This is a genomic window from Paracoccus lichenicola (genome assembly GCF_009708075.1).
In the GTDB taxonomy this organism is placed as follows: Bacteria; Pseudomonadota; Alphaproteobacteria; order Rhodobacterales; family Rhodobacteraceae; genus Paracoccus; species Paracoccus lichenicola.
This window is the reverse complement of the sequence record NZ_WMBT01000003.1, coordinates 139,086-151,569: the sequence shown is the minus strand read 5'-3', so window position 1 is coordinate 151,569 and position 12,484 is coordinate 139,086. Positions and strand designations below refer to the sequence as shown.

General features: G+C 66.8%; 11 protein-coding genes. 10 read left to right on the top strand and 1 reads right to left on the bottom strand.

Features of this window, described 5'->3' with window-relative positions:
* Nucleotides 1–24 precede the first annotated feature (24 nt).
* Genes GIY56_RS06910 through GIY56_RS06895 form a run of 4 tightly spaced genes read left to right on the top strand, consistent with a single transcriptional unit; the run spans nucleotide 25 to nucleotide 3,938 of the window.
* On the top strand, nucleotides 25–1,149 hold the full coding sequence (locus GIY56_RS06910) for an extracellular solute-binding protein (protein ID WP_154764087.1): 1,125 nt from the start codon (nucleotides 25–27) through the stop codon (nucleotides 1,147–1,149).
* Between the two features lie 50 nt (nucleotides 1,150–1,199).
* Nucleotides 1,200–2,264 carry an ABC transporter ATP-binding protein gene (locus GIY56_RS06905; protein ID WP_154764086.1) on the top strand — a complete coding sequence of 355 codons (1,065 nt, stop codon included), beginning with the start codon at nucleotides 1,200–1,202 and terminating at the stop codon, nucleotides 2,262–2,264.
* Nucleotides 2,257–3,138: an ABC transporter permease gene (locus GIY56_RS06900; protein ID WP_154764085.1), complete on the top strand. Its 882-nt coding sequence runs from the start codon at nucleotides 2,257–2,259 to the stop codon at nucleotides 3,136–3,138. The genes GIY56_RS06905 and GIY56_RS06900 overlap by 8 nt, the downstream gene beginning before the upstream one ends.
* Complete coding sequence (locus GIY56_RS06895) at nucleotides 3,135–3,938, top strand: ABC transporter permease (protein WP_154764084.1); 804 nt, start codon at nucleotides 3,135–3,137, stop codon at nucleotides 3,936–3,938. The genes GIY56_RS06900 and GIY56_RS06895 overlap by 4 nt, the downstream gene beginning before the upstream one ends.
* Here GIY56_RS06895 and GIY56_RS06890 read toward each other — a convergent pair.
* On the bottom strand, nucleotides 3,916–4,860 hold the full coding sequence (locus tag GIY56_RS06890; RefSeq protein ID WP_154764083.1) for a LysR family transcriptional regulator: 945 nt from the start codon (nucleotides 4,858–4,860) through the stop codon (nucleotides 3,916–3,918). The two genes, GIY56_RS06895 and GIY56_RS06890, sit on opposite strands and share 23 nt — an antisense overlap.
* Nucleotides 4,861–4,979: 119 nt before the next feature.
* On the opposite strand from GIY56_RS06890, the gene chvE reads away from it, so the two are divergent.
* Genes chvE through GIY56_RS06860 form a run of 6 tightly spaced genes read left to right on the top strand, consistent with a single transcriptional unit; the run spans nucleotide 4,980 to nucleotide 12,474 of the window.
* Complete coding sequence (chvE, locus tag GIY56_RS06885) at nucleotides 4,980–6,035, top strand: multiple monosaccharide ABC transporter substrate-binding protein (protein WP_154764082.1); 1,056 nt, start codon at nucleotides 4,980–4,982, stop codon at nucleotides 6,033–6,035.
* A gap of 52 nt (nucleotides 6,036–6,087) precedes the next feature.
* Complete coding sequence (mmsA, locus tag GIY56_RS06880) at nucleotides 6,088–7,620, top strand: multiple monosaccharide ABC transporter ATP-binding protein (RefSeq protein WP_154764081.1); 1,533 nt, start codon at nucleotides 6,088–6,090, stop codon at nucleotides 7,618–7,620.
* Nucleotides 7,617–8,822 (top strand): multiple monosaccharide ABC transporter permease, encoded by a 1,206-nt coding sequence (gene mmsB, locus GIY56_RS06875; protein ID WP_154764080.1) that lies wholly within the window; start codon nucleotides 7,617–7,619, stop codon nucleotides 8,820–8,822. The genes mmsA and mmsB overlap by 4 nt, the downstream gene beginning before the upstream one ends.
* A 4-nt stretch (nucleotides 8,823–8,826) precedes the next feature.
* A complete protein-coding gene (gene araD1, locus GIY56_RS06870; RefSeq protein ID WP_154764079.1) occupies nucleotides 8,827–9,813 on the top strand; it encodes an AraD1 family protein in 987 nt (328 codons plus the stop codon).
* Nucleotides 9,814–9,820: 7 nt separating this feature from the next.
* A complete protein-coding gene (gene araD / locus GIY56_RS06865) occupies nucleotides 9,821–11,563 on the top strand; it encodes an L-arabinonate dehydratase (protein ID WP_154764078.1) in 1,743 nt (580 codons plus the stop codon).
* Complete coding sequence (locus GIY56_RS06860) at nucleotides 11,563–12,474, top strand: Gfo/Idh/MocA family protein (RefSeq protein WP_154764077.1); 912 nt, start codon at nucleotides 11,563–11,565, stop codon at nucleotides 12,472–12,474. Before araD ends, GIY56_RS06860 begins: the two co-directional genes overlap by 1 nt.
* Nucleotides 12,475–12,484 lie beyond the last annotated feature (10 nt).

Below are 12,484 nucleotides of genomic sequence, written 5' to 3'. Positions count from 1 at the left end.
CGGCCATTTCGGGGGTATGACATCATGAGCAGACTTGATCGCCGCGGGCTTCTGAAGGGCGCGGGTGCCGCCGCCGGGCTGGCGCTGGCCGCGCCGCTGGTCGCGCGGCCGGGATTTGCCCAGGGCACGGGCACGCTGAACATCTTCGCCTGGGCGGGCTATCTGAACGACGAGATCCTGGGCGCCTTCGAAAAGGCCACCGGGATCAAGCCGAACTTCACGCCCTATGGCACCAACGACGAACTGCTGAACCAGCTGCGCGCCAACAACGGCGGCGGCTTCGACCTGATCTGGCCCACCGTGGACCGGGTGCCGAACTATGTCGAATTCGGCCTGGTCCAGCCCCTGGACGAATCGAAGGTCGAGGTGGCAAAGGTGCTGCCCTCGGCCTGGGAAAACTCCACCACCCTGGGCGCGGTGGTGGACGGCAAGCGGTATCAGGTGCCGACCGACTGGGGGACCGAGGCGGTGGCCTTTGACCGCGACCAGATGCCGCTGGAATACGGCACCGCGTCCTATGGCGACATCTGGGGCGAATCGGCGGCGGGCAAGGCTACCGTGCGCGCCCATTCGGCGCTGGTGGGCCTTGGCCTGTGGCTGGAAGCCGAGGGCAAGCTGCCCCGCCCGCTCTTGGACGCCTTCAAGACGCCCGAGGCGCAGGTCGAGATCTTCGACGTGATCGTTGCCGAGGCGATCGCGCGCAAGGGCAACATCATCCAGTTCTGGAACAACGAGAACGAGGCCCAGGGCGCCTTCCGCGTCAACGGCGCGGCCATCGGCCAGACCTGGGATTCGACTGCCGCCGCCTTGGCGAAAGAAGGCCTGCCCGTGGGCTTCATCGCGCCCAGGGAAGGCGCGCTGGCCTGGATGGAGGGGCTGTCGATCCCGGCAGGGGCCGAGAACCTGGACAATGCCTATGCCTTCATCAACTGGTTCCTGACGCCGGAAGCCGGGGCGATGTACACCAACGCCACGTCCATCAACTCGACCGCCGTCGGGTCCGCGGACCTGCTGTCGGACGAGGCGAAAGCCTTCTTCGCCGCCGCCTATCCGGGCGACGCGCTGGACAAGCTGTGGTGGTGGCCGATCCAGGAAAGCTGGTACGTCACCAAGCGCAACGAATACCAGGACCGCTTCCTGTCGGCCTGACGGAACCGGGGCAGGGGGCCGACCCCTGCCCACCACACGACGGGGGACGGATGTCGCATTCGGTGGAACTTGACGGGATCGGGATGCGCTTCGGGTCCACGCGCGCGGTCAGCGGCGTGTCCTTTACCGTCCAGGCGGGCGAGTTCTTTTCCATCCTGGGGCCGTCGGGCTGCGGCAAGACCACCATCCTGCGGATGATCGCGGGCTTTCTGGAACCGACCGAGGGGCGGGTGCTGATCGGCGACCGCGACATGCGCGGGCTTGGCCCGAACCAGCGGCCGACCGCGATGATCTTCCAGTCGCTGGCGCTGTTTCCGCTGATGCCGGTCTGGGAAAACATCGCCTTCGGGCTTGAGGCGCGCGGCGTGGGCCGCGCCGAACGCCGCAAGCGCGCCGATGACCTGCTGCGCCTGATCGCGCTGGAAGGATACGGCGACCGGATGCCGGGCGAGTTGTCGGGCGGGCAGCGCCAGCGGGTCGCCATCGCCCGCGCGCTGGCCGTGGAACCGGGCGTGCTGCTGCTGGACGAGCCGCTGTCGGCGCTGGATCTGAAGCTGCGCCAGCACATGCGGGCGGAACTGCGTGCCTTGCAGAAACGCACGGGCGTCACCTTCATCTACATCACCCACGACCAGTCCGAGGCGCTGGCCATGTCCGACCGCGTGGCGGTGATGAGCAACGGCTTGCTGCAACAGGTGGCCACTCCGCGCCAGCTTTACGACAACCCCGCCACGCCCTTCGTCGCCCGCTTCGTGGGCGAGACGAACGCCATCGCGGGCCGCGTCAGCGCCATCGGCGACGGCATGGCCCGTGTCGATACCGCCCTGGGTCCGCTGCACGGGCGCGCGGACCGCAGCCTCGCCATCGGCCAGGCCGCGACCGTCTATGTCCGCCCCGAGGCGCTGATGCCGGGCGTCGGCGCCAACACGCTCCGCGCGCGGGTCAGCCGCATGGATTTCGAGGGCGCCTTCGCCCTGGTCCACGGCCAGTTTCCCGACGGCGCAGCCCTGACGGCGGCGGTGCCCTCGACTCGGCTGGGCGACGCGCCGGCACTGGGAACGGATGCGAGCTTCTCCTTCGCCCCGGAACATGCCGTGGTCCTGGCCGATGCGTGATCTTTACGCACGCTTCGGGGGCGGGCTTGCCACCATCTTCCTGACGCTGGTCTTGATCTGGCTGGCGGCGATGGTGCTGGCGCCGAACCTGATGATGATCGACTATGCCCTGCGCCCGAACCTGCCGCCCTTGCAGCAGGGCGGGCCGCAGGATGTCCGGTCGCTGGACAACTTCCTGTATCTGGCGAACGAGGGCGTGCATCGCGCGATCTTCCTGAAAACCATCTGGGCCAGCGCCCTGGTCGCGGCGCTGACGCTGGTCGTATGCTATCCCGTGGCCTTCTGGATGGCGCAGCGCGCGACGCCCGGCCAATTGTCCATCGCGCTGATGCTGGTCATCATCCCCTTCTTCATCAACGAGGTGCTGCGGACGCTCGCCTGGTTCATCCTGCTGGCCTATCGCGGGCCGCTGAACGCGGTGCTGCAAGGGATCGGCCTGATCGACGCGCCTGTCCGCTGGCAAGGGAACGGCGGCGTGCTGGCGGGGATGGTCTATGCCTATATCCTGTTCATGCTGCTGCCGATCTACAACGCCATCGAGTCCCTGGACAAATCACAGCTGGAGGCCGCGCGGGATCTGGGCGCGGGGACCATCCGCACCCACCGGCGCGTGGTCATTCCCCATGCCAAGGCGGGCATCGCCACGGGTTGCGTCTTCACCTTCATGCTGGCCGCCGGATCCTATGTCGCGCCCGCATTGCTGGGGTCGCCCGGCAGCCGCTGGTTCACCGAGATCATCTACAACTGGTTCTTCGAGGGCGGCGACTGGAACCGGGGCGCGGCCTATGCGCTGACGCTGCTGGTGTTGTGCCTGGCCGTGGTGCTGGTCACGCTGCGCGTGTTCCGCGTGAACCTGACGGATGTGGCGAAATGAGGCCTGACCGCATCTTCCGGGGTCTGTTCGTCCTCTACCTGCTGGCCTTCGTCCTGTACCTGTTCGCGCCGCTCCTCATCATGGGGGTCGCGGCCTTCAACACCAGCCGCTTTCCCACCGTGATCCCCTGGCAGGGCACGACGCTGGACTGGTTTTCCGCCATGTGGGCGGATGCGGCGATGTGGCAGGCGCTGTGGACATCCGCCATCGTCGCCGTCCTCGTGGTGCTGGTGGCGCTGCCGGTGGGCACGGCGGCGGCGCTGGTGCTGACCACGCTGCACGCGCGGGCGCGCAGCTTTGCCTATGCGGTGATGGTCTCGCCCCTGCTGACGCCGGGGGTCGTGATCGGGATTTCCACGCTGATCCTGTGGCGGCAGGCGGGCGTGGGCGGGGGCATCGCCCTGATCGTGGTGGCGCAGACGACCTTCATCATCTGCTATGTCATGCTGATGGTGATGGCCCGCCTGCAACGCTTCGACCGCACGCAGGAGGAAGCGGCCCTGGGCCTGGGCGCCTCGAAGCTGATGGTGTTCCGCCGCATCCTGCTGCCCTTCCTGCGGCCCGCGCTGCTGGCGTCCGGGGGGTTGGCGATCCTGCAATCGGTGGAAAACTACAACACCACGCTGTTCGTGCGGGGCTTCGAGACGCCCCTGACGGTGTTCATCGCCACCAAGGTCCGCACCGGCCTGACGCCCGCCGTGAACGCCCTGGCCTTGGTCATCATCGCGGCGACCGTGATCGGCGCGGTCGCATACGAAGTCGCGCGGCGCCGTCAGGTCACAAGGCAGCCGCGTTCCTGATCGGGCTGCCCGACATCTGCGCCACCGTGTCGCGCAGGCGCTTGGCCAGCGGCGAGAGGGGGCGGCGCTTCAGGTCCAGCAGGAAATAGGGCGACACCTGGATCGGCTGCGGCGTCGGGATGATGGTGAACCCCGCGCCCACCGGCGGCTGGATCAGCAGTTCCGCGACCTCTCGCGACACGGGCGTGATCGCATCCGTCTGCGCCAGATAGGCGATGGTCAGCAAAAGCGAGGGGCTGTTGACGATGTTGTCGGGTTCGGACAGCCCGACGCTGGCGAAGGCTGCCAGCGTCGCTTCCCGGATGGGGGACCCGCGCTGCTGCATGATCCATTCCTGGCCCACCAGTTCCGTCAGCGTGACCAGCCGCGCGCGGGCCAGCGGATGATCGGCCCGCGCCATCAGCGCCACCTTTTCGTCCGACATGGGCAGGATGTTGAAGCTGTCGCTGTCGAATTCCGGCAGGATCCGGCCCAGCACGAAATCCATGTCCCCCGCGCCCAGCTGCATCAGCAACTCGCGCGAGGGCATCACGTCCACGGTGATGTCGGCGCCGGGGCTTTCCTCCTTGATGCGGCGGATGGCGCTGACAAGATAGCTGATCGCCGGACCCGTCACCGCCCCCACCCGCACCGATCCCGCATAGCCGCCGCGCAGCGCGCGCACGTCGGCCTCGATGCTGGCCATCTCGCGCAGGATCACGCGGGCGCGGCGCAGGACGGTGGTGCCGATCTCGGTCGGCTCCATCCCCTTGGGCTGGCGGTGGAACAAGGGTGCGCCGATGCGCCGCTCGGCCTCGGCCAGCATCCGGGACGCGGCGGGCTGCGTCATGGCCAGGGACTCGGCTGCCATCTGCAACTGGCCATGGCGGGCGATTTCCTGGATCAGGCGCAGATGCGCGGGCTTGAGGGCGCGAAGGGACATATCAATTCCGGTATATGGCTTGCCGATTTTATCATTTTACCGGCATGAAAGCCTTGCGCTACACCTTTATGACCTATGAGGATGCGCGGCCCGCGATGCCGCGCCACGGGAGGATACAGATGACGTTCAAAACCGCTGCGGTCGCATTGGCGATCGGGGTTTCCTGGCTGGCGACCGGCGCCATGGCCGAAACCATCGGCATCGCGATGCCCACGAAATCGTCGGCCCGCTGGATCGACGACGGCAACAACATGGTCAAGCAGTTGCAGGAAGCCGGCTACGAGACCGACCTGCAATATGCCGAGGATGACATCCCCAACCAGCTGGCCCAGGTCGAGAACATGATCACCAAGGGCGTGAACGTCCTGGTGATCGCTGCCATCGACGGCACCACCCTGTCGAACGCGCTGGAAAACGCCGCCGCCGCCGACATCAAGGTGATCGCCTATGACCGCCTGATCCGCGGGTCCGAGCATGTGGACTATTACGCGACCTTCGACAACTTCCAGGTCGGCGTCCAGCAGGCGACCACCCTGGTCGATGGCCTGAAGGAACGCTTCCCGGACGTGAAGCCCTGGAACGTGGAACTGTTCGGCGGCAGCCCCGACGACAACAACGCCTTCTTCTTCTATGACGGCGCGATGTCGGTCCTGCAGCCGCTGATCGACGACGGCACCATCGTGATCGGGTCCGGCCAGACCGGCATGGAAACCGTGGGCACGCTGCGTTGGGATCCGGCGGTCGCGCAGTCGCGGATGGACAACCTGTTGTCCTCGAACTACGGCGACAAGCAGGTGCATGGGGTGCTGTCGCCCTATGACGGGCTGTCGATCGGCATCCTGTCGTCGCTGAAGGGCGTGGGCTATGGCTCGGGCGACATGCAGATGCCCATCGTCACCGGCCAGGACGCCGAGGTGCAGTCCGTGAAGTCCATCGAGGCGGGCGAGCAGTATTCGACCATCTTCAAGGACACCCGCGAACTGGCCCGCGTCACCGTGGGCATGGTGGACGCCGTCCTGAAGGGGACCGAGCCGGAGATCAACGACACCGAGACCTATGACAACGGCGTCAAGGTCGTGCCGTCCTATCTGCTGGAGCCGCTGCCCGTGACCAAGGAAAACTGGCGCGAGGTTCTGGTCGGGTCCGGCTATTACACCGAAGACCAGTTGAAGTGATGCCTGCGCGGTCCCGGCACGACCGGGGCCGCATCCCTCGGGGAGGAAGACGATGACGCCCATTCTGGAAATGCGGGACATCACCAAGACGTTTCCCGGCGTCAAGGCGCTGAGCAACGTGAACCTGTCCGTGGCCGAGGGCGAGATCCACGCCATCTGCGGCGAGAACGGCGCGGGAAAATCGACGCTGATGAAGGTGCTGTCGGGCGTCTATCCCCATGGCAGCTATGACGGCGAGATCCTGTATGACGGCAAGCCCGCCCGCTTCCGCGACATCCGCGACAGCGAACAGGCGGGCATCGTCATCATCCATCAGGAACTGGCGCTGGTGCCGCTGCTGTCGGTGGCCGAGAACCTGTTCCTGGGCAACGAGGTCGCCAAGGGCGGCGTGATCAACTGGCCGCTCGCCTATCAGAAGACCGAGGCGCTGTTGAAAAAGGTCGGGTTGACCGAGGCGCCGACCACCAAGGTGGAAAAGCTGGGCGTGGGCAAGCAGCAGCTGGTCGAGATCGCCAAGGCGCTGGCCAAGAACGTGCGCTTGCTGATCCTGGACGAACCGACCGCCGCGTTGCAGGAAAACGACAGCCAGAAGCTGCTGGATCTGATGCTGGAACTGAAATCCCAGGGCGTCACCCAGATCATCATCAGCCACAAGCTGAACGAAATCCGCCGCGTCGCCGACCGCGTGACCGTGATCCGCGACGGGTCTACCGTGTCTACCCTGACGCAGGCCGAGATCACCGAGGATCGCATCATCCGCGACATGGTGGGCCGCGACATGGCAAACCGTTACCCCGAGCGCACGCCGAAGATCGGCGAGATGCTGATGGAGGTGCGGAACTGGTCCGTCATGCATCCCGACCAGCCGCGCCAGGTAATCCGCGACGTGTCCCTGTCCGTGCGCAAGGGCGAGATCGTGGGCATCGCGGGCCTGATGGGGTCGGGACGCACCGAATTCGCCATGAGCCTGTTCGGCCGCAGCTATGGCCGCGACATCAAGGGCGAGGTGACCCTGGCGGGCGCGAAACCCGATCTGTCCACCGTGTCCAGGGCCATCGACGCCGGGCTGGCCTATGTCACCGAGGACCGCAAGGCCCTGGGTCTGATCCTGGACGAGCCGATCCTGCGCAACGTGTCGCTGGCGAACCTGGAAGGCATCGCCAAGGGCTTCATCCTGTCGCGGGGCCGCGAACAGCAGGTGGCCGAGACATACCGCGGCGCGATGAACATCCGCACGCCCAGCGTGTTCCAGCGGGTCGTGAACCTGTCGGGCGGCAACCAGCAAAAGGTGGTGCTGTCCAAGTGGCTGTTCACCGATCCCAAGGTGCTGATCCTCGATGAGCCCACGCGCGGCATCGACGTGGGCGCGAAATTCGAGATCTACAACATCATGAACGACCTTGCGGCCCAGGGCCACGGCGTCGTCATGATCTCGTCGGAAATGCCCGAGCTGCTGGGCATGTGCGACCGCATCTACGTGATGAACGAAGGCCGGATCGCCGGCGAACTGACCCGGGAACAGGCCAGCCAGGAACGGATCATGGCCCTGATCCTGCAAGACGGAATGAAAGGGGAGGCCGCATGAGCACCGCCGAAACGAACAAGCCCGCCGCCACGGGCATCGGCGCCCATCTGGGCAGCCATCTGCGCGAGAACGGCATGATGCTGGCGCTGATCGCCATCGTGCTGTTCTTCTTCGTCATCGTGCGCGCCTTGCAGGGCGTGGATTTCCTGTCGGCGCAGAACATCACCAACCTGTTCCTGCAGAACTCCTATGTCATCATCATGGCATTGGGGATGTTGCTGGTGATCGTGGCGGGCCATATCGACCTGTCGGTCGGATCCGTCGCGGCCTTCACGGGCGCGGTGGCCTCCGTGCTGATGGTCAGGATGGACCTGCCGGTGCTGATGGTGATCCCCATGGTGCTGGTGGTGGGCGGGCTGATCGGCGCCGCGCAGGGCTATTGGATCGCCTATTGGCGCATCCCGTCCTTCATCGTGACGCTGGCGGGGATGCTGGTCTTTCGCGGACTGACCCTGTGGCTGCTGGGCGGCCAGAACATCGGCCCGTTCGAGCGGTCGTTCCAGGGGCTGTCCACCGGCTTCATCCCCGACCTGTTCGGTCCCGACAAGCCCAACTGGACCGCCATGGTCCTTGTGGCGCTGGCCGCCGCCGCCATCGTCTGGACGGGGATCCGCGGCCGCGCGCGCGAAGCCGAATTCGGCATCGCCCCCGAACCCGCGGGCTTCTTCTGGGCGCGCAACGCCGTTGTCGTGGCCGCGCTGCTGTTCGTGGGCTGGAAGCTGGCCAGCTTCCGGGGCCTGCCGAACGTGCTCTTGATCATGTCGGTGCTGATCGTGCTGTATGCGTTCTTTACCGAATCCACGACAACCGGGCGGCGCATCTATGCCCTGGGCGGGAACGAAAAGGCCGCGAAGCTGTCGGGCATCAAGACCGAACGGCTGGTGTTCTTCACCTTCGTGAACATGGGCGTGCTGGCGTCCCTGGCCGGCATGATCGTCACCGCCCGCCTGAACAGCGCCACGCCCAAGGCGGGCGTCGGGTTCGAGCTTGACGTGATCGCGGCGGTCTTCATCGGCGGCGCGTCCATGACGGGCGGGTCGGGACGGATCATCGGGGTCGTGGTCGGCGCGCTGATCATGGGCGTGATGAACAACGGCATGTCGATCATGGGCATCGGCATCGACTATCAGCAGGTCATCAAGGGGCTGGTGCTTTTGGCCGCCGTGATCTTCGACGTCTACAACAAGAACAAGCAAGGCTAGGCCCATGTTTCTGTCGCAACTGAAAAGCCCCGGCGGCGACCGGGCTGTCGCCGCGCGCGACCACGACAGCGCCTGGATCGTGCCCGGCGCGCGGTCCACCCGCGACCTGGCCCAGGCCGCAATCGCCGCGGGCCATGGGCTGAAGGCCGAGGTGATGGCGCGCGGCAAGGGCGAGGCGGTGGATCTGGCCGCCGCCCTGGCCCAGGGACGCGTCCTGCTGCCGCTGGATCACGACGACCCGGCGCATCTGCACCTGACGGGCACCGGCCTCACGCATCTGGGCAGCGCCGCCACGCGCAATTCCATGCACGCGAAAGCGGATGCGGAATCGCTGACCGACAGCATGAAGATGTTCCGCATGGGCCTGGAGGGCGGCAAGCCGCAGGACGGGGCGGTCGGCGTGCAGCCCGAATGGTTCTACAAGGGCAACGGCGTCAACGCGATAGCCCCCGGCGCGGCGCTGGTGTCGCCCGGCTTCGCGCTGGACGCGGGCGAGGAACCCGAGATCGCGGGCCTTTACCTAATCGGCCCGGACGGCACGCCCTTCCGCCTGGGCTTCGCCTTGGCGAACGAGTTCTCCGACCACGTGACCGAACGCGGCAACTATCTGTGGCTTGCCCATTCCAAGCTGCGGCCCGCCAGTTACGGCCCCGAGATGCTGGTGGGCGATCTGCCCCCCCATGTCGAGGGCACCAGCCGCATCCTGCGCAGCGGCCGCGCGATCTGGGAAAAGCCCTTCCTGTCGGGCGAATCCAACATGTCGCACAGCCTCGCGAACCTGGAACACCACCACTTCAAGTATGCGCTGTTCCGCCAGCCGGGCGACGTGCATGTGCATTTCTTCGGCACCGCCACCCTGTCCTTTGCCGACGGCATCAAGGCGCAGGCGGGCGATGTGTTCCAGATTGAATCCCCGGCCTTCGGGCTGCCGCTGTCAAATCCGCTCGACCAGCAGAACGGCGAAGCCCCCGTCGCCGTCGCCACCTTGTGAGGCTGAAATGACCTTCAAACCCGCCCCCTGGCCCCGCCAGCTTCGTTCCCAGCACTGGTATGGGGGCACCTCGCGCGACACGATCTATCACCGCGGCTGGATGAAGAACCAGGGTTGGCCCCACGACCTGTTCGACGGGCGGCCCGTGATCGGCATCCTGAACACCTGGGCGGATCTCACCCCCTGCAACGGCCACCTGCGCGAGCTGGCCGAAAAGGTGAAGGCGGGCGTATGGGAGGCGGGCGGCTTTCCGGTCGAAGTTCCGGTGTTCTCGGCGTCCGAAAACACCTTCCGCCCGACCGCGATGATGTTCCGCAACCTGGCCGCGCTCGCGGTCGAGGAAACCATCCGCGGGCAACCGATGGACGGGGCCGTGCTGCTGGTCGGCTGCGACAAGACCACGCCGTCGCTGCTGATGGGCGCCGCGTCCTGCGACATCCCGTCCATCGTCGTGACCGGCGGGCCGATGCTGAACGGATACTTCCGGGGCGAACGCGTGGGGTCCGGCACGCATCTGTGGAAGTTCTCCGAGGCCGTGAAGGCCGGTGAGATGACGCAGGAGGAGTTCCTGGAGGCCGAGGCGTCCATGTCCCGCTCCACCGGCACCTGCAACACCATGGGCACGGCCAGCACCATGGCGTCGATGGCCGAGGCGTTGGGCATGGCGCTGTCGGGCAATGCCGCCATTCCCGCCGTGGACTCGCGCCGCCGCGTGATGGCGCAGCTTTCCGGGCGGCGGATCGTGCAGATGGTCAAGGACGACCTGAAGCCCTCGGACATCCTGACGCGCGAGGCGTTCGAGAACGCCATCCGCACCAACGGCGCCATCGGCGGGTCCACCAACGCCGTCATCCACCTGCTGGCCATCGCGGGCCGGGTGGGCGTGGACATCACGCTGGACGACTGGGACCGCTGCGGCCGCGACGTGGCGACCATCGTGAACCTGATGCCGTCCGGGCAATACCTGATGGAGGAGTTCTTCTATGCCGGTGGCCTGCCCGTCGTCCTGAAACGGCTGGGCGATGCCGGGCTGCTGCACAAGGACGCGTTGACCGTCAGCGGCGTCTCGATCTGGGACGAGGTCAAGGACGTGGTGAACTGGAACGAGGACGTGATCCTGCCCGCCGACCGGCCCTTGACCGCGCAAGGCGGCATCGCGGTGCTGCGCGGGAACCTGGCACCCAACGGGGCGGTGCTGAAGCCGTCCGCCGCCAGCCCGCATCTGCTGGTCCATCGCGGCCGCGCGGTCGTGTTCGAGGACATCGACGACTACAAGGCGCGGATCGAGGACGAGGCCCTGGACATCGACGAGACCTGCGTGATGGTCATGAAGAACTGCGGCCCCAAGGGCTATCCCGGCATGGCCGAGGTGGGCAACATGGGCCTGCCCCCCAAGGTGCTGCGCAAGGGCATCACCGACATGGTGCGCATCTCCGACGCGCGCATGTCGGGGACGGCCTATGGCACCGTGGTCCTGCACACCTCGCCTGAAGCCGCGGCCGGTGGCCCGCTGGCCGTGGTCCGCGACGGCGACATCATCGAACTGGACGTGCCGAACCGCCGGTTGCACCTGGACATCCCGGATGCGGAACTCGCCGCCCGCCTGGCCGCATGGCGGCCCACGCACGAGATGGCGGCCAGCGGCTATGCCTGGCTGCACCAGGCGCATGTCCAGGGCGCGGATACCGGCGCCGATCTGGACTTCCTCAAGGGCTGCCGGGGCAATGCGGTCGGAAGGGATAGCCATTGATGAAGATCGCGCTTGTCGGCATCGGAAAGATCGCGCTGGACCAGCACGTCCCCGCGCTGGAGGCCAGCCCCGATTGGGACCTGGCCGCGACCGTCAGCCGCCATGGCAGGGTGGAGGGCGTCGAGGCCTTCACCGACATCGCCACCATGCTGTCCGCGCGGCCCGACATCCCGGTCGTCAGCCTGTGCCTGCCCCCCGTGCCGCGCTTTGATGCGGCGCAGGCGGTGTTGCGCGCGGGCCGCCACCTGATGCTGGAAAAGCCGCCCGGCGCGACGCTGGCTGAGGTTCATGCGCTGGCGGGTCTCGCTCAGGCTCAGGGCGTCACGATCCATGCCACCTGGCATTCGCGCATGGCCGAGGCCGTGGGTGCCGCGCGCGACTGGCTGGCGGGCAAGACCATTCACGAAGGCCGCATCATCTGGCGCGAGGACGTGCGCAAATGGCACCCCGGCCAGGACTGGATCTTCAAGGCGGGCGGCATGGGCGTCTTCGACCCCGGCATCAACGCCCTGTCGATCCTGACCGCCATCCTGCCCGACCCGGTGCGCCTTCTGTCCGCCGACCTGGACTTTCCGGCGAACCGCCAGGCCCCCATTGCCGCGCGGTTGCAGTTCAGCCAGGGGATCGAAGCCGATTTCGACTTCCGCCAGGAAGGCCCGCAGACCTGGGACATGGAGTTCCGGACCGACGCGGGCGCCATGGCGCTGCGCATGGGCGGCAACCGGCTGGAAATCGACGGGCGCCATGTGCAGGGCGCCGACGACATCATGGGCGAATACCCCGCGCTGTATGCCCGCATGGCCGATCTGGTGCGCGGCGGACAGTCGGATGCGGATCTTGCGCCCATGGTGCTTGTGGCCGATGCCTTCACCCTCGGGCGGCGCAACACCGTCGCCGACTTTCATTTCTGAGGACATCTCA